This is a genomic window from Rahnella sp. PAMC25559 (genome assembly GCF_050632365.1).
Classification (GTDB): Bacteria; Pseudomonadota; Gammaproteobacteria; order Enterobacterales; family Enterobacteriaceae; genus Rahnella; species Rahnella rivi.
The window spans coordinates 2,972,081-2,993,499 of the sequence record NZ_CP192543.1; the positions used below are offsets into that span (position 1 = coordinate 2,972,081).

The window sequence follows — 21,419 nt, forward strand, 5'->3', positions numbered from 1 at the left end:
ATTTAAGATCGTGCGGGCGATTCAGAAATCTTGCCTCCGGCGGAATTTTGGAACCGGCCTCAGGCTATTACTTCACAACCTCACTGATTTTGATTTGAAAAGCCAATGGGAATGGGTTTTGAATTTAAGATCGTGCGGGCGATTCAGAAATCTTGCTGAGTGAGAGGTTGCAGACCAGAGGCTGCAAACCCGAAACGAAGGTACCGCGCAGCGGCAAGATTTCCAGCCTTACGCCGTGGTAACTGAAACATAGCCAGCGAGCGGCAGCGCGCAGTTAAAAAAACGCAGGATTCCAAAGGGTTTCGTTTTGTATAGCCGGTCACATGGGTTACAGATCTGACCGGCCACATAGGTAACACATTTTCGATTAGTCTATGCGTAAAATGCAGTGTTCGGCTTTGTCATAATACGCAAGTATTAGACGGTCGAACAACACCATATACAATCCGTCATCTACCTCTTTCATCATCACATATTCACCTCGCAGAGCCTCACTTAAAAAGAGTCGAGTACCTGGATAGATATCTCCATTCTGCTGAACTTTATATAACCGGGCCTTATCTGGATAAATGACTTCTGGAACTTTCCCATCCCATTCTCTGCTGGAGGTCGTCCATTGTGAGGACGGCGTTTGACCGTTATGCACATCATGAGGCCGTTCATGATTAAATTCATGGCGGTAGTGATTGAACCAGACTTGTTGTTCTTCCAGCGTCGCGTAAATATTCCCGCAACGCAGTCCTGCCTTCAGGGAGCGATGCATTCTTTCGTGCCGGCCATTTTGCTCAGGATGACCTTTTTTTATACGTTCCGGCAGGATGCCAAGCTTTATTAACCAAACACTTAGCTGGCTGAGACCCGCAATGCCGTTACCGGCAAAAGGTGAACCATTATCGGTTCTTACTACGCTGGGCAGACCATATTCGCGAAAGGCGTTTTCAAAACATGTTTGCACAAACGGCCGCCCCTCGCCCTTGCCAGCCTCGCAGGCTAAAAGGTAGCGACTGTGGTTATCTGTCAGCGTAAATGGATAGCAATAGTGCTGGCTAAGAAGTCTAAACTTTCCTTTAAAATCAGCACTCCAAACCTGATTATTTTCGCGGATATCTGTCAGTGGCAAGACGTTACCCGGCGTGTTTTGTCGCTTTTTAAATGGGGTGACAAGACCCTCTTTTTTGAGAATATCGCCAATAGAGCTGCTTGCAGGGACGTCGAAAGGTGCGTTGTTATTGAGTAACCAGTGACGAATTTTAACCGGTCCCCAGTCTGGATGCTTGCGCCGCATCTCGACTAATCGTTGGATAACCTCGTCAGTCATGCGTTCGGGATGAGTAAGGCGGGCGCGAGAGCGATCGTTGAGAGAAAATGGGTCGTCAGGTTGAAAGCGTTGAAGCCACTTATATCCCGTTTTACGGCTGATCTTAAAATGACGACAAACAGCGGAGAATGACTCTCCGCTGTTCTGAACGGCGTGAATAAATTCGAGTCGTTGCATGGTAACAGTCTCAGTCCAGGGCATAGCGGTTCTCCTCTGCTATGCCATTTATAACTGTTACCCATGTGGCCGGTCTAAAGTGTTACCCATGTGACCGGTCTATACCGTTTAAAACCCTTTGGGCCCGTTTGGGCGGCGAGCCCAAGGTGTTGAATTTGAATTTATGGTTGGTCTAGCCCGCCCCCCCAAGCCCCTGACCTCAAGACCCGTTTGGGCGGCCAACCCAAAATCAAAGCTTCGGGATTTCCCGATAAAACCCCACGCCAATCAAGCGCCCAAATAAGAACGGGATAAATTTGCGCCCGCGCAGCCACGCCTCCATCCGGGAGGGAGGTTTGGTGCGTTTTTTCTGCCCCGCACGGCTGATCATAATTTGTAGCGACTGCGTCGCCCATGTCGGAAACGCGCGGCGGCGCTGGATGCGCTTTAAATGCCTGAGCGTCAGGCGTCCGGCTTTCAAAGGTTCAGTGATGATATTTGCGGTCGCTACCGCATCCTGAATCGCCAGATTCACGCCGACGCCGCCGATAGGCGACATGGCATGAGCCGCATCGCCGATGCACAGCAGCCCCGGTTTCGCCCACGCCTTGAGACGGTCGATGCGGATCACCAGCAGACGCACGTCGTCCCAGCTGAGAATATCCTCGGCTAAGCGTGCGCGTTCGAACGGCGATACCCCGGCCAGCAGATCGACGAACGGCGGGATCCCTTGTGCTTTGAGCGCGTCGAGGCTGTCTTTCGGGATGGAATAGCCACACTGCCAGTAATCGCCCCGGTCGATCATGATGAAGTTTTTCTTCGGACCGCGGTGGCCCATTGACCACTGTGGATCGTCCGGGCGCTTGTTGATTTTAAGCCACAGCACGTCGCGCGGCGCGCCATAACGGCGAATTTCCATACCGGCCTGTTCGCGCACAATTGAATTGCGCCCGTCGCAGCCCACCACCAGATCGGCGTTGAAGGTTTGTGTTTCGCCCGCCACGTTGGCAATCACGCCCGTTACCTGGCCATTCTCTTCCTGCAACGACAACACCTGTGCATGATGGATCAACCGGAAATTCGGCAGCAGGGCGGCTTTACCGGCGATAAAATTAAGGAAATCCCACTGCGGCATAAACGCGATGAATTTGCATTGTGTCGGCAGATGGCTGAAATCCGCCAGCGTGGTTTCCTTGCCGTCGATCTCGCCGTAAAGTTTTTCTGCCCGCTGATGCGGAAGTTTCAGAAACTCGTCGAGAAAACCGAGCTGCCAGATAATGTCGAGGGTGGAAGGATGGATGGTGTCGCCGCGAAAATCGCGTAAAAAATCACGGTGTTTTTCCAGCACCGTCACATCGATGCCCTTGCGCGCCAGCAAATACCCCAGCATTAAGCCCGCGGGGCCGCCGCCGACAATGCAACATGTGGCGGCGGAATCCGTGTTCGGTGTCATAAAAACCTGCCTGGCAAAGTGAATTTACATGATAACAATTATCATTTGCGCAAGTGCGCGTCAATTCTCAGATAACCGCATCAGTTTCACCCCAACCCCCAGGCCGGCTATCAGCATCAAACTGATGAACCCGGTGATCCCGTACCAGCCGTAGGCGTGCCAGAAGAATCCCCCGAGCGTACCGGCGACGCTTGACCCGGCGTAATAGCAGAACAGGTACAGTGAGGAAGCCTGGCCTTTGGCACGGCGCGCACGGCGTCCGATCCAGCCGCTGGCGACCGAGTGCGCGGCGAAGAACCCGCCGGTGACCAGGATCATGCCGATGAAAATCAGCCAGACCGGTGAAAACGCGGTGATCACAATGCCCAGCAGCATGATGCCGGTGGCACCGATAAGTACCGGCCCACGGCCATAAACACCGGTCAGCACGCCCGCTTTGGGGGAGCTGTAGGTGCCCATCAGGTACACCACCGATAAAATCCCGACAATGGCCTGACTCATGTTGTAAGGCGTGCCGAGCAGGCGATAACCGATATAGTTAAACATGGTCACGAAGCTGCCCATCAGCAGAAAACCTTCGATAAACAGCAACGGCAAACCGCTGTCGCGCCAGTGCAATTTAAAGTTGATCAGCAGCTTGCGCGGTTTCAGCGAACTCGCACGAAAGTGCTTAGACGGCGGGAGAATTCGCCAGAACATGATTGCCGCCGCCAGCGCGAAGACACCGACCACCGCAATGGCGATGCGCCAGGAGAAGAAATCCGTCAGTACGCCGCTGACCAGACGCCCGCTCATGCCACCAATGGAGTTCCCGCTGATGTATAACCCCATCGAGAACGCCACCACGCTCGGGTGAATTTCTTCGCTCAGATAGGTCATCGCCACCGCAGCCACGCCGCTGAGCGACAGGCCTATCAGGGCGCGCATCATCAGAATACCGTCCCAGCTTTGCATCACCGAACAGACCAGCGTACAGCCTGCCGCGAGCAGCAGCGCCACCACCATCACTGATTTGCGCCCGACGGCGTCAGAAACCGGCCCGGTGAACAGCAGACCGATGGCCATCAGACCGGTAGACAACGACAGCGACAGGCTGCTGGTTGCCGGCGACACGCCGAAATCATGGGACAGCACCGGCAATATGGGCTGAACGCAGTAGAGCAGCGCAAAGGTCGCCAGACCCGCCGAAAACAGGGCGAGGGTGACGCGGATGAATTGCGGTGTGCCACGTTTAATGAAAGGTGTTTTAAGGCCGGAGCGGACGACGGGCATGTCCGGATTGAGTTCGTCGTCATTCACTGAATCGCGGGAGGGTGCAGCGGCATTCCGCCGGGTGGTTTTCACTGAGAGTCCTTAACCAGGGTGATAATAAAAACTATTTGAAAATGTATGAAAATTTTAACAGTCGGCTTTATATTGTCTAATATATTAATTTCGATGAAACGATATGTTTAAAATATCAATCGGAGTCAGACCCGCGCCATGAGCCACATTGAACTGCGCCACCTGCGTTACTTTATTGCCGTCGCTGATGAGTTGCATTTCGGCCGCGCGGCGGAGCGTTTACACATTTCGCAGCCGCCGCTGAGCCAGCAAATTCAGGCACTGGAGGCCCATGTGGGCGCGGCGCTGTTTTATCGCAGCAACCGCACGGTGCGGCTGACACAGGCGGGTGCCGCTTTCCTGCCGGAAGCGCGGCAGATTTTACAGCGCGTGGAGGAAGCTTCTGAACAGGCGGCGCGTATTCACCGTGGCGAGGCGGGCAATCTGACCCTCGGGCTGACCTCATCAGCGCCTTTTCTCCAGCGTGTTTCCCGTACCTTGCACCGTTTTCGTCTGACTTATCCCGCGGTGAATATCCGCATTGAGCAGCTCAACAGCAAACAGCAGATCGAACCGCTTCTGGAAGGAAAACTCGATCTGGGGATCATGCGCAACGGCGAATTGCCGCCGCAGCTGGCGCATCAGCAGGTGTGGTCGGAGCCGCTGATTGCCGTGGTGCACAAAGACCATCCGCTCAACGATCTTCCCGCAGGCGAACTGACGTTTCAGCATCTTGCCGATCAGCCCTTCGTGTTTTTCTCTAAAGACGTGGGGACGTCACTGTATGACGACATTCTGGTGCAGTTGAAAACGCAGGGGATCACGCCTTATATCACGCAGGAAGTCGGCGAACCGCTGACCATTATCGGGCTGGTGGCGGCGGGGCTGGGCGTCTCGATTTTACCGGCCTCGTATTTGCGTATTCAGGTCGAGGGCGTGCGCTATTTACGCTTTGGAAAAATGGAAGGCACCACGCAACTCTGGCTGGTGAATCACGCCGAACGGCCCATGACGGCGTCGGCGACGGCGTTTATGGCAATGATGATGGCGGAGGACGGGCTCTGACCTATGACAAAATCTGCTGTATTTCCAGTCAATTCCGAACGTGTTTTCACGCAATATGTGCACCGAATCACATAACGAATCAAATAGTTGACGACATATAGCAAAAACCCCACCATAGCCTCTAATCTTTATTTTGAAGCGCGAAAATAACAGGAGTTCCTTGAGTGATCCCCGATGGGCAGCCCGGCCATATTGATCAAATCAAACAAACCAACGTCGGTGCTGTGTATCGCCTGATCGATCAGTTTGGTCCTATTTCGCGCATTGAGCTTTCCAAAAAAGCCCAGCTGGCTCCCGCCAGTATCACCAAAATTGTCCGTGAACTGATTCAGGCGCATCTGGTGCTGGAAACGGAATTTCAGGATCCCGGCAGCCGCGGGCGTCCCGCCATCGGTTTAGCCCTGGATACTCAGGCCTGGCATTATCTTTCCGCACGCATCAGCCTGGGGTCGATCACCCTGGGGCTGCGCGATCTGAGCAGTAAACTGGTGGTGGAAGAGGTGCTGCCGCTGCCCGAGCAGGCTCCGCAGCCGCTGATGCAGCGCATCATCGCCGAAATCGACCAGTTCTTCATCCGTCACCAGCGCAAACTCGAACGCCTTACCGCTATCGCCATCACCTTACCGGGCATGATTGATGCACGGCGCGGCATTGTGCACCGTATGCCGTTTTACCATGACGTGTTCGATATGCCGCTGGGCGATACGCTCAGCACACACACCGGTTTGCCGGTTTTCGTGCAACATGACATCAGCGCCTGGACGCTGGCGGAAGCGTTATACGGCGCATCGCGCGGCTGCAAAAACGTGGTGCAGATTGTTATCGATCACAACGTCGGAGCGGGGGTGATCACCAGCGGGCGCGTACTGCATGCGGGCAGCAGCAGCGTGGTGGAAATCGGTCACACGCAGGTCGATCCTTACGGTAAACGTTGTTACTGCGGCAATCACGGGTGTCTGGAAACCGTGGCCAGCACCGACAGCATTCTCGAACTGGTGCGCCAGCGTCTGACGGCATCCGCGCCTGCCAGTCTGCTGCACGGCGTGTCGCTGACCATTGAAGCCGTCTGCGACGCCGCGAACCGGGGCGATCAGCTGGCGCGCGATGTCATTATCGGCGTCGGCCAGAGCGTAGGCCGGATGCTGGCGATCATGGTCAATCTGTTCAATCCGGAAAAAGTGCTCATCGGCTCACCGCTTAATTTATCTCAGGATATTCTGCATCCGGCGATAATGTCCTGTATTCAGCAGCAATCACTTCCTGCATATAGCGAAAATATCAAACTTGAATCCACGCAATTTTATAATCAGGGAACAATGCCCGGCGCGGCATTAGTTAAAGACGCGCTCTACAGCGGATCATTACTGATTAAGCTTCTGCAAGGCTGAGTTTTTTTATAACGTTACTGTCTGATTTAAAATAAATCAGAATAAGCTTTCGTTCGCTGGTCAACAAAACATTGCGCTAACGCAAACCGCTCGCATCTCGCATCGCCTAGACTTTCCGTCGTTACTTTGTCTCTGGCGGTGTTTTTTACCGGAGATTATCTTTCAATAAGACGGAGAGATCCCGGAGCCTGAATTCCATGTTAACGCACTTTTTCGTCACGGGTACGGATGCCCGTGTAGGTAAAACCATTGTCACACGTGCCTTGCTTCAGGCCTTAGCCGCGCAGGATCGCTGCGTTCTGGGCTATAAACCTATTGCAACAGGCAGCCAGGAGTTGGCCGACGGGGTTCGAAATAAAGATGCGGTAACTCTCCAGCAGTCATCTTCTATTGCTTATCCTTTCAAAAAAATAACGCCTCTGGCATTAACTGATGAAGATATTTATGCCAGTGAAATACCTGAGAATGTGTTTGAAATAATGACCAGCGGCCTCAATTTTATGCGGGAAGAGGCTGATTCGGTGATTGTGGAAGGATGTGATGGCTGGAGAACGTTGATTACTCCGCATCTTTTATATTCCGACTGGGTGCGCCAGCAAAATATGCCGGTGGTGTTAGTGGTCGGTATTCAGGAAGGGTGTGTCAGCCACGCGCTATTAACCGCGCAGGCTATTATTGCCGACGGTTTACCCTTGTTAGGGTGGGTGGCGAATCGAATTAACCCATGCCTTGCACATTATCAGCAGACTATCGATGCGCTGACCGCCAATATTTCGGCACCGCTGCTGGGTGAAATTCCCTATTTACCCCGCGCAGAAAGCCGCGATATGGCCAAATTTATCGACCTCTCAAGCTTTGATCTGAAAACCCTGACCCGCGCCTGACGTCAGCGTTGTAAAATCTGCTCATCAATTAAACGGCTCCGTCTCTCTGACCCGGAGCCGTTTTTTTGTCTATAATTCGGGATTAGCATTAACGCATCAATCTGAAGAAAAAAGAGAACATGGCCGTCACTCACACCTCAGAAACACAATCTGCGCACGATCCTGTCGTTAAAAATGCCCACCGACCGCTGATCCTCATCGCCTGTATGTTGTCGATGTTTATGGCGGCTGTGGAAGTGACGATTGTCGCGACCGCGATGCCGACCATCATTGGCGATCTGGGCGGTTTCTCCCTGCTTGGCTGGGTGTTTGCCGTCTATCTGCTGACCCAGGCGATCACAGTGCCGGTGTACGGCAGGCTGGCCGATTTGTACGGCTGCCGGAAAATGTTTTTCATCGGCACCACGCTGTTTTTAATCGGCTCCGTTCTCTGTGGCTTCGCGCCATCCCTTGGCTGGATGATCGGTTTTCGTGCGTTACAGGGGCTGGGCGCAGGGGCGATCACGCCGATTGCGACCACGCTTATCGCCAACGTCTATGGCCCGCAGGAAAGGGCGAAAGCGCAGGGGTATCTCTCCAGCGTGTGGGGTGTTTCGGCCATCGTCGGGCCGCTGATGGGCGCGTTTATTGTGTCGCATTTCCACTGGGCAGTGGTGTTTTGGGTCAACGTACCGATCGGTCTGGTGGCGATGGGGATTCTAATCAAATACCTGCCGCCGGACGGTCAGCGTAAACAGCATCAGTTGGATCTGGCCGGTACCGGTTATCTGACCCTCTCAGTGGCGGCGTTGCTGCTGGCGCTGCTGCAGGCTGAAGTGCTGGGATACTGGGCGCTGGGGCTGATTGCGCTGGCCGTGTGCAGCGCGCTGTTGCTGATTCGTCAGGAGCGCAAAACGCCGGAGCCGCTGTTTCCGCTGGCGTTGTGGCAGAGCAAAGTGATCATCGCCGGTAACGTAGGCGGCCTGATTATCGGTGCGACCATGATGGGGATCAGCGCGTTTCTGCCGACTTACGTGCAGGGCGTGCTTGGCGGCACGCCGTTACAGGCGGGCACCACGCTGGCGCTGATGTCAATTGGCTGGCCGCTGGCGAGTATGTTAAGCAGCCGGCTGATGCAGACGACGTCATACCGCGCCACGGCGGTCATCGGCGGGATTTTGCTGGTGGGCGGCAGTCTGGCGCTGTTGTTACTTTCACCGACCTCCGGCCTGTGGGTTGCGCGTCTGGCGGCGTTCTCCATCGGTGCGGGCATGGGATTGTGTAACACCACGTTTATCGTTTCGGTGCAAAACAGCGTCGGGCCAGAGATACGGGGAATTGCCACGGCATCCACATTGTTTACCCGCATGCTCGGGTCGGCCATCGGCACGGCGTTACTGGGCGCGACGCTCAATCTTAATCTGCAATTCCGTTTGCCTGAGGTGAGCGATCCGGTACAGCAACTGATGGAGAAAGCCACGCGTGGCGCGATGGAAGCCGGTCAGCTCAGTGCTATAACCGAAAGCGTTGCGGCCTCTTTGCACTGGGTGTTTGTGGTCTCGGCGGTGATTTCGGTACTGGCGGTCGCCGCCGGTTTACTGATCCCTTCCGGCGACCGCCCGCACCCGCAACCTCAGCGGGAAAGTTAAGCTGCCTGCCGTTGCTGTAGCCTGAACGCCGCTAACATCAGCGTCAGGCTCAGTAACACCGCCACGGACGCCATCGCCATTCCGTCGCCCACCGAACCCTGCTCAAACTGCCGCCAGACAAACACCGACACCGTTTGTACGCCCGCCGGGGAGAGCAGCAGGGAGGTCACCAGTTCACGTGAAGCGACGGCAAACACCATCATCATCGCCGCCAGCAGGCTTGGAAACACCAGCGGCAGCAGGATCAGCCGTAAGGTCTGTGCCGCCGTGGCACCATGCACCCGCGCGGCCGCATCGAGATTTCCGCCAATCTGTTTCAGCGCTGCGCTGACGTAACGCACCGGATACGGCAGCAGTAAACAGCAATAGGCCAGCAGCAAAATCCCCCAGGTGTTGTAAGGCGTCACCGGCCAGAAACTGCGGTTCCACGCCAGAATTAACCCGACGCCGACCACAATGCCCGGCAGCGCAGCGGGCAGCAAAGAGAGCCCGTCGATCCACGCCGCACCGCGAATTTTCCATACCACCACCAGCCAGGATGCCAGAAACCCGGTCAGCCCGGCGATCAACGCCGTGCCCGCCGCCAGACTGAGGCTGGTGGAGAGCGCCCCGATCGCGTCACCGTGCGCAGCAAACAGCGCGCTGAAATGCCGCAGGGTGAGATTCGAGAGTGAAAGGCCGCCTGACAGCGTGCCGGAAAATGCGGTCGCCAGCATCGAAAGCAGCGGCAGCGCGACGGCAATCAGCGCCACCAGTGAAAACAAAATCATCACCGGGATCGTCCGGCCAGCCAGGGATTTTTGCGTCAGGTCTGCCGGTTTACCGGTCATACTTTCCACATTTTTACCCGCCAGCACCGCGCGCTGGACGCTGTAAGCACACAGCGCCATCGCCACCAGCACCAGTGAAAGCACTGCCGCACCGGGCAAATCGATCGGCCAGTCAGCCAGGCGCTGCTCGATGCCGGTGGTCAGCATCAGAATGCCGCTGCGTGAACCGAGTGCGCCGGGCACGCCGTACTCTTCAATTGACAGCGTGAATGCCAGCAACAGGCTGGACGCCATCGCCGGTAAGGCCATCGGTAACGTGATCCGCCAGAATGCCCGCCACGGGCCCGCGCCGTGGATCCGCGCCACATCGGCCAGGCGACTGCCGCTGGCGGCCATGCTGCGTGAGACAGCGAAATAGACCACCGGAAAGATATTCAGCGTCATCACCACGATCATCCCCGGCAGGGAAAACAGGAAATCATTGAGATGCAGCCACGGCAGCAGTTGCTGCACATAACCGTTGGTCTGCAACGCCAGCATCCACGACAGCGCGGCGATGTAAGGCGGCAGTAAAAAAGGCACCAGAAACAGCACATCCCACAGCCCGGCGCACGGCAGCCGGAATAATCCGCGCAGGGCGCCGAGCGGAATACCGACAAGCCCGCTGCATAACGCCACGCCGAGCCCGACCTGTAAGGTCGTACCGATAAGCCCGGAGAGCTGAGGTTCGGCGAAAACGCGGCGAAATGCGCTGAAAGGTGCATGATAGCTGCTGGTGTCCAGATGCGGAAAAACCGCCTGTAATACCACAAAACTCACCGGTATGGCGACCAGCAACAGCAGCGCAAGGCCGGTCACGCCCGGTAAAAAAGCGTTCTTATTCATGATTTGTTTCTCAGAAACGGGCTGCGCAACCTGCGGCAACGCAGCCCGGCGGGCGTTATGGCTGGGCGAACAGTTTTGCGAAACGATCGAGAACGTCTTTACGTGAGGCAGAAGCCTGCGGATCTTCCGGCAACAGCTTCAGGGATTTGAACAACGGACGTTTGGCGTCGATGTCCGTGCGCGCCGGCATCAGCCAGGCATCCGCCACCAGCTTCTGGCCTTCCGGCGAGAGGGCATAATCGATGAAAGCTTTGGCGTCTTTTTGTTGCTGGCTGGATTTGAGGATCATCATCGGGCGCGGGGCAATCACGGTGCCGCTGGCCGGGAAAATCACTTTGACCGATTCGCCGTCCTGCATGCTGGCGTAGGAAACGTAATCCACCGCGCCGAACACTGCCGCTTTCGCGCCCTGTAACACCGGCGTCAGCGCCTGCGCGTTCGGCCCGGCGATAATCATGCCGTTGGCTTTCAGGTCATCAAATAATTGCCATGCCTGCTGGGCGTGGGCATTTTGTAACCCGATCAGCAAATCCAGCGAGGCGCCGGAAAGAGAGGGATCCGGCGTGGTGACTTTGTCTTTGAACTCCGGTTTGGTCAGGTCGCCCCAGTCTTTCGGTTCCGGGGTGCCGCTTTTGGTGTTCCACACAATGCCCAGCGCGGAAATGCCCTGCGCGACGTAATACGACGTTTTAAACTGCGCCGGCACCTGTTCTGCGTTCGGGCTCTGGTATTGCAGCAGCCAGCCGCGCTGTTCGAGATCGGTCGCGGTGTCCCACGAGGCGGAAATCAGGACGTCAGCGCGCGGATTGGCCTGTTCGGCTTCCAGTCGTGCCATCACTTTACCGGTGGTGGCCTGAAAAACATCGACTTTCACGCCGGTCTGTTTTTCATAGCCTGCCGCCAGTTTTTTAGCCAGCGAACCCGGCCCGGCGGTATAGAGGGTCAGCGCCTGCGCGCTGCCTGCTGCCATTGCGAGAGAAAGAGTCATTGCGGTGATTACGCCTGTTTTGGTTCCGGAAAATCGTGTGCGATTCATGTGTGTAATTCCATCAGAGGTTAAGCAACAAAAGGGGAAACGACGGAGGTGTCATTCAGGTCAATGCTGGCGATAGCGCCCTGATCCATGCGTGCGATCCGGTGAGCCAGGGCGCGTGCTTCGTGATGATCGTGGGTGACATACACCGCCGTGGTGCCGAGCTGGCGCAGCAGCGTTGCCATCTCTTCGCACAGGCTTTCGCGCAGGTTGCGATCAAGATTGGACAGCGGTTCGTCGAACAGCAAAATGCGCGGCTCGGCGACAATCGCCCGCGCCAGTGCCACACGCTGTTGCTGACCGCCGGAAAGCTCGGCAGGACGACGGGAGGCGAAATCGGCCAGGCCGACCCGATCCAGCGCGGCCATCACTTTCTCGTGCCGGACAGCGCCGCGAATACCGCGCATTTGCAGCGGAAACGCGACGTTTTGCCCGACGCTCATGTGCGGCCACAGCGCGTAATCCTGAAAAGCCATGCCGAGATTGCGTTGTTCCGGCGGCAGACTGAACGTTCCGCTGGCAACGACGTTGCCGTCAAAACAGATCTGGCCGGAGGCGGGATGCAATAAACCGGCGAGCATTTTCAGCAGCGTGCTTTTGCCGCAACCCGAAGGGCCGAGGAGGGCGAGGATCGTGCCTGCAGGCACCGAAAGATTGACGTGATTGAGTACCCGGTTGCTCCCGAAAAAATGGGACACCTGATGGATGGCGATAGCGGGGGGAGAAGCAATGCGCGGTGGCGCATTCCCGCCGGTAAAAGCTGGAATGTTCATGACGGTACTATCCTCTTTGGGACTTATTGGTGAGATGAGCCTAAAGAGATTATGTGACGGGGAAATGACAGCAGGCGCTGCGCGGGAAAACGGAGGGTGCAGGCCGGAAACCTGCACCGCAAAGGGTTAACGGTAGTGCGCCTCTCCCCATGCCAGCATGCCCGCCAGCAGCGGTTTCAGCACGCCCTGAAGTTCGGTGGCTTTATCTTCGGACCAGGCAAAGGGCTCGATTTCTTCCATGTAATTTACCTGTGCCAGCTCCAGCTGAACCGCGTGCTGGTCGGCCTGCGGCTGCCCGTACTCGCGGGTAATGTATCCGCCTTTGAAGCGCCCGTTGAGCACGTGGCTAAACCGCGTTTGTTGCCGGCAACAGCCTTCCACCACGTCGCTCAGCCCCGGCAGGCAGCTCGCGCCGTCGTTGGTGCCCAGATTGAGATCCGGCAGTTTACCCTCGAAAAGCCGCGGAATGCGCGAGGCGATGGAGTGCGCATCAAACAGCAACGCATAGCCAAATTCCTGTTTCATCCGCGCCAGTTCCGCCTGAAGGGTCTGATGATACGGCTGCCAGATTTGCGCCAGATACTGCTGACGCAGTGCGGTGGTCGGTTCCATGCCGGGTTTAAAGGTCGGGCGTCCGTCGAATAAGGTATCGGGAAACAGCCCGGTGGTGGCCGTGGCATAAAGCGGTGTGTCGTCCGCCGGGCGGTTGAGGTCAATCACAAAGCGGGAATATTCACCCACCAGAATGCTGGCACCGAGCGCGCGCGCAAAATCGTACAGGCGGGGAATATGCCAGTCGGTATCAGACAACGGCAGCGCCGCGTCCGTCAGACCACTGGCGACTTCCGGCGTCAGGTGCGTGCCTGCGTGAGGAATGCTGATCAGCAACGGCGCAGTTCCCCGGGTAAAATGGTAAGGATTGGCGATAACGTGACTAGCTGAAAGGCTCATAAACGAACGTCTCCACGGGAGTGACCACGATAAACAACGGTGCAGGGCAGCTGACCACCCAGCCAGTAAACCAGCTCAGCCGGACGCGAAAGCGGCCAGTGAATAAAATCGGCGACTTTTCCCGCCTCCAGCGTGCCGTGTGTGGCCTGCAAACCCAGCGCGCGTGCGCCGTGACAGGTGACGCCTGCCAGCGCTTCCTCCGGCGTGAGGCGAAACAGCGTGCAGCCCATATTCAGCATTAAACGCAGGGAAAGGGCGGGCGACGTGCCCGGATTGGCATCACTGGCCAGCGCCATCGGCACGCCGTGCTGGCGAAAGAGGGCGACGGGCGGGCACTGTGTTTCGCGCAGCAGGTAATACGCGCCCGGCAGCAACACCGCCACGGTACCGCTGGCCGCCATGGCGATGGCGTCGGCGTCGGTGGCGTATTCGAGATGATCGGCAGACAGCGCGTGATGACGCGCGGCCAGCGCGCTGCCGTGCAGGGAAGAGAGTTGTTCAGCATGAATTTTCACCGGCAGGCCGAGAGCCTGAGCGGCAGTGAAAACCCGTTCGACCTGTTCCGGTGAGAACGCCAGGTGTTCGCAAAAGGCATCCACGGCGTCCGCCAGGTGTTCTCTGGCAACCACCGGCAGCAGGGTGTCACAAATCAGCTGGATGTAATCATCAGCCCGGCCTTTGAACTCCGGCGGCAGGGCGTGCGCGGCAAGACAGGTGGATTTCACCTCCACCGGCAACATGTGGCCCAGCCTGCGGATCACCCGCAGCATTTTAATTTCGCTTTCCACGCTCAGGCCGTAGCCCGATTTAATCTCCACGCAGGTCACGCCCTCGGCCAGCAGCGGTTGCAGGCGGAACAATGCCTGCGCCAGTAGCTCCTCTTCGCTGGCCGCGCGGGTGGCGTTCACCGTCGATAAAATTCCGCCGCCTGCCGCCGCAATGTCCGCGTAGCTCACGCCGTTCAGACGTTGCTCGAACTCTGCGCTGCGGTCACCGCCGAAAACCAGATGCGTATGGCAGTCAACCAGCCCCGGCGTGATGATCCCGCCTGAAAACGCATGTTCCACGGCGCCGGGAAAATCCGGGCAGTCGGCCTCGCTGCCGACCCAGAGAATGTGGCCGTCGCGCACGGCGATCACGCCGTTTTCGATCAGGTTATAGTGCCCGTCCCGCATGGTGACCAGCGTGGCACCACGCCATAGGCTGTCACAATCGCGGGAGGGGGCAGAAGAGTGCGGGGACGTTGTTACCGGCATGGCAGGCTCCAGGTGGCGATCAATTGTCGGGATAATCATCTTGTATAGACAACTAAAGTCAACCTAGCGCATTCGCCGATAACCGGCAAGTGAAAAGCCGCTTAACCGTGACTGGTGAAACGTCCGAACAGCTGATAACGGGAACCGGGATAAATCAGACGTGCCGAGGTGACCACGCGGTTGCCGCTCCAGGTGCGGCGATGGATCAGCAGACAAGGCTCATGTTCGCCCAGTTGCAACAGCTCCCGCTGTTCGTCGCTGGCACTGATGGCTTCGACGCGGTGCTCACCGGCGGTCAGTGGCGCAATGGTCATCAGATACGTGTAGGGCGACTGTTTGTTCAGCACTTCCTGCAGATAGTCCGGCGCAGTCTCGGGGTTGACGAAACGTTCTTCAATCTGCACCGGCACCCGGTCTTCGTAATGGACAATTTGCGAATAGAACAGGATCGCGCCGGGGGCGATTTCCATTTGCTGCGCCTGAGCGGCATCGGCCAGTCGCGCTTCGCACACCAGAATTTTGCTGTCATGACGATGGCCGCGCCGGGCGATTTCATCGGCAATGTTATGCACTTCCAGCATCGGGGTGTAAGCCTTGGCTTCGGCAACGAACGTGCCGACACCCTGCATGCGGATCAGAAAACCTTCGCTGGTCAGTTCGCGCAGCGCCCGGTTGATGGTCATGCGGCTGACGCCCAGTTCGTTCACCAGTTCGCTTTCCGACGGCACACGCTGATGCGGTTTCCACACGCCTGCGCGGATCTGGCTGACGATCGCCTGTTTGACGCGCTGATAGATCGGGGCGGGGGTGTCGCTCATCGCGGCGGCCAGTTCGGACAATGTCTGCTGGGACACTCCCTGTTGCGCTGCACCGTACTGCAAAAGTGGCGTCGGCTCCGACATGTCTTTTACCTCGTTCATTGAGTTTTCAACGCTCTTCATTTCACACGCATTGTCAGATGTGCAATGGCTGAATGGGATCCCTGATACAGCCCCGTAGTGTCCACCACGGGCAGGCAAACGAAAAGAGGACGACGGAAACAAAAATCAAAAAAATTCCTGTTGCAAGTTTACAGCGCAATCAGGCATATGTATATGTATAGACAAGTTGCTCAAAACTTTCTCACATCGGGTTTTGTTTCCCCATGTTTAATCAGGAACGATGTCATGGCTGCTTATTTTGCTTCACGCGCTTTACTCGCCGAAGGCTGGGCGCACGATGTACGTCTGGACGTGGATGCTGCCGGAATGCTGACGGCGGTCACCGCAGGCAGCGATTCGCAAGACTGCATCAGGCTGTCAGGGCCGGTTGTGCCGGGAATGCCTAACCTGCATTCGCATGCTTTCCAGCGGGCGATGGCCGGTCTGGCGGAAGTCGCCGGGGATCCGCAGGACAGTTTCTGGACTTGGCGCGATCTGATGTATCGCATGGTGCAACGCCTGACGCCGGAGCAAACCGGTATCATCGCCCGCCAGTTGTACATAGAAATGCTTAAGGGCGGTTATACCCAGGTCGCCGAATTCCACTATCTGCACAATGATGTCAGCGGGCAGCCGTATGCCGATCGCGGTGAAATGACCGCGCAGTTAAGCGCCGCGGCTGAGCAGGCAGGCATTGGCCTGACGCTGCTGCCTGTGCTGTATCGCTACGCTGGATTTGGCGGGCAGCCTGCGCAGCCCGGCCAGAAACGCTTTATTCAGGATGTGGACAGCTATCTGCAACAGCAGGCGGTGGTTCGCCAGCAGCTCAGCGGCAAACCTCTGCAAAATAGCGGGCTGTGCTTTCACTCCCTGCGCGCGGTGACCCTCGGGCAAATGCGTGAGGTGCTGGCAGCGGGCGATGCGCACTCACCGGTGCATATTCATATTGCCGAACAGCTGAAAGAAGTGAACGACTGCCTCGGCTGGAGCGGCCAGCGACCGATCACCTGGCTTTACGATAATCTCGATATTGACCGCCGCTGGTGTCTTATTCACGCCACCCATGCCGACCGTTTTGAGCTTGCCAGCATGGCGAAAAGCGGCGCTGTCGCCGGATTATGCCCGACGACGGAAGCCAATTTAGGCGACGGTATTTTCCCCGGCGTGGAGTACCTCGGGCACCAGGGCCGCTGGGGCATTGGCTCCGACAGCCACGTTTCGCTCAACGTCGTGGAAGAACTGCGCTGGTTTGAATACGGCCAGCGTCTGCGCGATCAGCGCCGTAACCGTCTGACGCTGGCGCATCAACACTCGGTGGGTGATGTGCTGTATTCACAGGCTTTACAGGGCGGGGCGCAGGCGTGCGGCGTTCCCGTCGGTAAACTCGCCAGCGGTTTTCGCGCCGACTGGCTGGTGCTGGACGGCAACGATCCTTATCTGGCGGCGGCGAAAAACAGTGAGCTGCTCAACCGCTGGCTGTTTGCCGGTCACGCCGGGCAAATCCGCGACGTTTATGTCGGGGGGATAGCCCGGATTATTGACGGACAGCACGCGCAGCAACAGGCCGCCGCCGCAGATTTCCTGCGGGTGCTTAAGCAACTGGCGGAGGATGTCGCATGACCGGCTGGCAGCATTTCACTTTCGCCGGGCTGCCGGTCACCCCCTGGCGTAACGGCGGTGGGGAAACCCGCGAAATCCTCAGCGCTGCGCAAGGAAACACCGATTTTGACTGGCGCGCCAGCATCGCCACTATCGCGCAGGACGGTCCGTTTTCAGCTTTTCCCGGCATTGACCGCTCTATCACTTTGCTTTCCGGCGCAGGCGCACAGTTGCTCGCGCCACCGGACATCAACCACTCCCTGACCCGCGCCGGTGAACCCTTTGCTTTCCCCGGCGAACTGGCGATCACCGCCCGTCTGACCGCAGGCGTCACCACCGATTTCAACATCATGACGCGCCGCGCGGTGTGCCACGCGCGGGTGATCGCTGCACGGGAAACGCTGTCCGTTTCCACCGATCAGAGCGGTGTGATCTATGTGGTGAGCGGTGAATGGCAGATGCCGGACGGACGGCGCATCAGGCAGGGCGAAGGGTTTTACCGGGCCACACCGGCTGCCCGCGCGGACACCGCCCGGATACACACAGAACACCCGGACAGCCTGCTGCTCTGGGCCGCGATCGTCTTTCACTAATCAGTAGCGTACAGCCACCCGACAGGCTCCGGTCTGGTTCGGGTGAACTCTTAGCTTCACTTGTCTATACAGGAATAGATTATGGCTTCTTCATCCACAGAATTGACCCTTTGCCACCTGCAACCGGGTCTGGTTGATTTACCGATGCTGCGCAACATTTATCAGGGCAACGTGCGTCTCGAACTGGCTGAGGAAGCACGGGCCGACGTGCAGGCTTCACAGGAAACGGTTACCCGCATTGTGGAGTCCGGCAAGGTGGTGTACGGCATCAATACCGGTTTTGGCAAACTGGCGCAGACCCGTATTCCGGCGGACCGGCTGGCGGAACTGCAACGTAATCTGGTGCTGTCACACAGCGTCGGCATAGGCAAAGATCTGGCCGATAACGTGGTGCGGCTGGTGATGGCGACCAAAGTGCTGAGCCTGTCGCGCGGGCATTCCGGGATCCGGATGGCGGTGATCGACGCGCTGATCGCGTTGTTTAACGCCGGGGTGTATCCCTGCATTCCGGAAAAAGGCTCGGTGGGGGCATCCGGCGATTTAGCGCCGCTGGCCCATCTTTCCCTGATGCTGATAGGCGAAGGGCAGGTGACGGTAAAAGGGCAGAAAGTGTCAGCCCGCGAAGGGTTAGCGGTCGTCGGGCTTGAGCCGTTTGAACTCGGGCCGAAAGAGGGGCTGGCGCTGCTTAACGGCACGCAGGTGTCCACCTCGCTGGCGCTCTCCGGGCTGTTTGAGGCCGAGCGGGTCTTCTCCGCCGGTCTGGTCGCCGGTGCGCTGTCGCTGGAGGCCATCAAAGGATCCGTCAAACCGCTGGATCCGCGTATTCATCAGGCGCGCGGGCAGATCGGGCAAATCGCCGTGGCCGCGGCGGTGTCGGAGTTGTTGGCGGGAAGTGACATTGTCACTTCCCATGCCGGGTGCAGCCGCGTGCAGGATCCCTATTCCATCCGCTGTGTGCCGCAGGTGATGGGCGCCTGCCTCGATAATTTGCATCACGCCGCACGTATTTTACGCATTGAGGCCAACGCGGCGTCTGATAATCCGCTGGTGTTTGCTGAGAACGGAGAGGTGATTTCCGGCGGGAATTTCCACGCCGAGCCGGTAGCCTTTGCGGCGGACATTCTGGCGCTGGCGATTGCTGAGATCGGCGCGATTTCAGAACGCCGCATGGCGCTGCTGCTTGATACCGGGTTGTCCGGCCTGCCGCCGTTCCTGGTCAACGACGGCGGGGTCAATTCCGGCTTTATGATTGCGCAGGTCACCGCCGCGGCGCTGGCATCTGAGAACAAATCTCTGGCGCACCCCGGCAGCGTGGACAGCCTGCCAACGTCGGCCAATCAGGAAGATCATGTGTCCATGGCGACCTACGCCGCGCGGCGTCTGGGCGACATGTGCTTTAACACCAGCGTGGTGGTCGGGATCGAAGCGATGGCCGCGGCGCAGGGCATCGATTTCCACCGTCCGTTGCAAAGTTCGGCCCTGCTGGAAAACGAACTGAAAGCCATCCGCGCCGACGTGCCTTTCCTTGAACAAGACCGACTGATGGCACCGGATGTCGAGATGATGCGTCTGTGGGCCACCCGTGAACACTGGCCGGCGGTCATTGAAGCGCTGTTGCCAAGTTTTGCCTGATTCTCCTGACCCGATAAAGGATACGAAAATGAACGCTCCACAAAAAACTGCCGTTGCCCGCGTAGTTCGTGCCCCGCACGGCACAGAACTCAGTTGCCAGAACTGGCTGATCGAAGCGGCTTACCGCATGTTGCAGAATAACCTCGACCCGGACGTGGCCGAGCGCCCGGACGATCTGGTGGTGTACGGCGGCATTGGCAAAGCGGCGCGTAACTGGCCGGCTTTCGAAGCCATTCTCGACAGCCTGCGCAAGCTGCGTGAAGACGAAACGCTGCTGGTGCAATCCGGTAAACCGGTGGGCGTGTTCCGTACGCACACCGATGCGCCCCGCGTGCTGATCGCCAACTCCAATCTGGTGCCGCACTGGGCAAACTGGGAGCACTTCCACCAGCTGGATAAAGCCGGGCTGATGATGTACGGCCAGATGACCGCCGGTTCGTGGATCTACATCGGTGCGCAGGGCATCGTTCAGGGCACCTACGAAACCTTCGCCGAAGCAGGGCGTCAGCATTACAACAGCGACCTGCGCGGCAAGTGGATTTTAACGGCCGGTCTGGGCGGTATGGGCGGCGCACAACCGCTGGCCGGTGTGCTGGCCGGCGCCTGCGTGCTGGCGATTGAATGTCAGGAATCGCGCATTGATTTCCGCCTGCGCACCCGCTATCTCGATTACAAGGCGCACAGCATTGATGAGGCGCTGGCGATGATCGAAAAAGCCTGTGCAGAGAAGAAAGCGATTTCCGTGGGATTACTGGGTAACGCGGCTCAGCTGATGCCGCAACTGGTGGCGCGTGCCAAAGAAGGCGGCCTGCGTCCGGATATGGTCACTGACCAGACTTCCGCACACGACCCGCTGAACGGTTATCTGCCGGAAGGCTGGAGCCTGGAACAATGGCAGGCGGCGCGTCAGTCCGACCCGCAGTCTGTGATTAAGGCCGCGAAAGCCTCGATGGCGAAACACGTTATGGCGATGCTGGATTTCCACGCGATGGGCATCCCGACCGTGGATTACGGCAACAACATCCGTCAGGTGGCAAAAGACGAAGGTGTGACTAATGCGTTTGATTTTCCGGGGTTTGTTCCGGCCTATATCCGCCCGCTGTTCTGCGAGGGCAAAGGGCCGTTCCGCTGGGTGGCGCTCTCCGGTGACCCGGAAGATATCTACAAAACGGATGCCAAACTGAAAGAGCTGTTCCCGGATAATGCCAATCTGATCAACTGGCTGGACATGGCGCGTGAACGCATTGCCTTCCAGGGACTCCCGGCGCGCATCTGCTGGCTGGGGCTGGGCGAGCGGCATATTGCCGGTCTGGCCTTCAACGAAATGGTGCGCAACGGCGAGCTGAAAGCGCCGGTGGTGATTGGCCGTGACCATCTGGACACCGGTTCGGTGGCGTCGCCAAACCGTGAAACCGAGGCGATGAAAGATGGCTCGGACGCGGTGTCTGACTGGCCGTTGCTGAATGCCTTGCTCAATACTGCAGGCGGCGCGACCTGGGTCAGCCTGCACCACGGCGGCGGCGTCGGTATGGGCTTCTCGCAACATGCGGGCATGGTGATTGTGGCGGACGGCACACCCGAGGCGGATGCCCGGCTGGCGCGCGTGCTGTGGAATGATCCGGCGACCGGCGTCATGCGTCATGCGGATGCAGGCTATGAACAGGCAGCCGAATGCGCAGCGCGACATGACCTGAATTTACCGATGATCTGAGCCGTAACGTGAGGTGAAAACCGCCGCCCGCTTAACGTACTGCGATAAGCGGGCGGCGGTCGTTTTATCATCGCTGTGATG

The 21,419-nt window shown here is 57.9% G+C and carries 17 protein-coding genes; 8 read left to right on the forward strand and 9 right to left on the reverse strand.

What is annotated here, in order from left to right:
• Window positions 1-367: 367 nt before the first annotated feature.
• From ACQZQY_RS15080 to ACQZQY_RS15090, 3 genes are all read right to left on the reverse strand, one after another.
• Complete coding sequence (locus ACQZQY_RS15080) at window positions 368-1,519, reverse strand: DDE-type integrase/transposase/recombinase (protein WP_056777117.1); 1,152 nt, start codon at window positions 1,517-1,519, stop codon at window positions 368-370.
• Between the two features lie 205 nt (window positions 1,520-1,724).
• Window positions 1,725-2,927, reverse strand: a complete 1,203-nt coding sequence (locus tag ACQZQY_RS15085; RefSeq protein WP_431295895.1) for an FAD-dependent oxidoreductase — start codon at window positions 2,925-2,927, stop codon at window positions 1,725-1,727.
• A 60-nt stretch (window positions 2,928-2,987) separates the two neighbouring features.
• Window positions 2,988-4,271: an MFS transporter gene (locus tag ACQZQY_RS15090; protein WP_183846878.1), complete on the reverse strand. Its 1,284-nt coding sequence runs from the start codon at window positions 4,269-4,271 to the stop codon at window positions 2,988-2,990.
• Between the two features lie 138 nt (window positions 4,272-4,409).
• Here ACQZQY_RS15090 and ACQZQY_RS15095 point away from each other — a divergent pair, with 138 nt between their 5' ends.
• From ACQZQY_RS15095 to ACQZQY_RS15110, 4 genes are all read left to right on the forward strand, one after another.
• The gene (locus tag ACQZQY_RS15095) at window positions 4,410-5,315 is read left to right on the forward strand and encodes a LysR family transcriptional regulator (RefSeq protein ID WP_056777494.1); all 906 of its coding nucleotides are present in this window, start codon (window positions 4,410-4,412) and stop codon (window positions 5,313-5,315) included.
• A gap of 164 nt (window positions 5,316-5,479) precedes the next feature.
• Window positions 5,480-6,703 carry a sugar metabolism global transcriptional regulator Mlc gene (gene mlc, locus ACQZQY_RS15100; RefSeq protein ID WP_056777491.1) on the forward strand — a complete coding sequence of 408 codons (1,224 nt, stop codon included), beginning with the start codon at window positions 5,480-5,482 and terminating at the stop codon, window positions 6,701-6,703.
• 197 nt (window positions 6,704-6,900) lie between these two features.
• Window positions 6,901-7,587, forward strand: coding sequence for a dethiobiotin synthase (bioD, locus tag ACQZQY_RS15105; RefSeq protein WP_056777489.1), 687 nt, complete (start codon window positions 6,901-6,903; stop codon window positions 7,585-7,587).
• A 119-nt stretch (window positions 7,588-7,706) separates the two neighbouring features.
• Window positions 7,707-9,215 carry an MDR family MFS transporter gene (locus ACQZQY_RS15110; RefSeq protein WP_431295896.1) on the forward strand — a complete coding sequence of 503 codons (1,509 nt, stop codon included), beginning with the start codon at window positions 7,707-7,709 and terminating at the stop codon, window positions 9,213-9,215.
• On the opposite strand, the gene ACQZQY_RS15115 is transcribed toward ACQZQY_RS15110, so the two are convergent.
• The 6 genes from ACQZQY_RS15115 to hutC form a co-directional block, all read right to left on the reverse strand.
• The gene (locus ACQZQY_RS15115; protein ID WP_431295897.1) at window positions 9,212-10,870 is read right to left on the reverse strand and encodes an ABC transporter permease; all 1,659 of its coding nucleotides are present in this window, start codon (window positions 10,868-10,870) and stop codon (window positions 9,212-9,214) included. The genes ACQZQY_RS15110 and ACQZQY_RS15115 overlap by 4 nt on opposite strands.
• 55 nt (window positions 10,871-10,925) lie before the next feature.
• Window positions 10,926-11,906: an ABC transporter substrate-binding protein gene (locus ACQZQY_RS15120; protein WP_217202734.1), complete on the reverse strand. Its 981-nt coding sequence runs from the start codon at window positions 11,904-11,906 to the stop codon at window positions 10,926-10,928.
• A 20-nt stretch (window positions 11,907-11,926) separates the two neighbouring features.
• Window positions 11,927-12,676: an ABC transporter ATP-binding protein gene (locus ACQZQY_RS15125; protein ID WP_431295898.1), complete on the reverse strand. Its 750-nt coding sequence runs from the start codon at window positions 12,674-12,676 to the stop codon at window positions 11,927-11,929.
• Window positions 12,677-12,802: 126 nt separating this feature from the next.
• Window positions 12,803-13,627 (reverse strand): N-formylglutamate deformylase, encoded by an 825-nt coding sequence (gene hutG / locus ACQZQY_RS15130; protein ID WP_431295899.1) that lies wholly within the window; start codon window positions 13,625-13,627, stop codon window positions 12,803-12,805.
• Window positions 13,624-14,883, reverse strand: a complete 1,260-nt coding sequence (gene hutI, locus ACQZQY_RS15135; RefSeq protein WP_431295900.1) for an imidazolonepropionase — start codon at window positions 14,881-14,883, stop codon at window positions 13,624-13,626. The genes hutG and hutI overlap by 4 nt, the downstream gene beginning before the upstream one ends.
• 101 nt (window positions 14,884-14,984) lie before the next feature.
• On the reverse strand, window positions 14,985-15,785 hold the full coding sequence (gene hutC, locus ACQZQY_RS15140; protein ID WP_183848144.1) for a histidine utilization repressor: 801 nt from the start codon (window positions 15,783-15,785) through the stop codon (window positions 14,985-14,987).
• Window positions 15,786-16,049: 264 nt separating this feature from the next.
• On the opposite strand from hutC, the gene ACQZQY_RS15145 reads away from it, so the two are divergent.
• The 4 genes from ACQZQY_RS15145 (at window position 16,050) to hutU (ending at window position 21,338) form a co-directional block, all read left to right on the forward strand.
• Window positions 16,050-17,423, forward strand: a complete 1,374-nt coding sequence (locus ACQZQY_RS15145; protein ID WP_431295901.1) for a formimidoylglutamate deiminase — start codon at window positions 16,050-16,052, stop codon at window positions 17,421-17,423.
• On the forward strand, window positions 17,420-17,995 hold the full coding sequence (locus tag ACQZQY_RS15150; RefSeq protein WP_431295902.1) for a HutD/Ves family protein: 576 nt from the start codon (window positions 17,420-17,422) through the stop codon (window positions 17,993-17,995). Before ACQZQY_RS15145 ends, ACQZQY_RS15150 begins: the two co-directional genes overlap by 4 nt.
• Before the next feature lie 81 nt (window positions 17,996-18,076).
• Window positions 18,077-19,627: a histidine ammonia-lyase gene (gene hutH / locus ACQZQY_RS15155; protein ID WP_431295903.1), complete on the forward strand. Its 1,551-nt coding sequence runs from the start codon at window positions 18,077-18,079 to the stop codon at window positions 19,625-19,627.
• Window positions 19,628-19,655: 28 nt separating this feature from the next.
• Window positions 19,656-21,338: a urocanate hydratase gene (gene hutU, locus ACQZQY_RS15160; protein WP_431295904.1), complete on the forward strand. Its 1,683-nt coding sequence runs from the start codon at window positions 19,656-19,658 to the stop codon at window positions 21,336-21,338.
• Window positions 21,339-21,419: the final 81 nt, after the last annotated feature.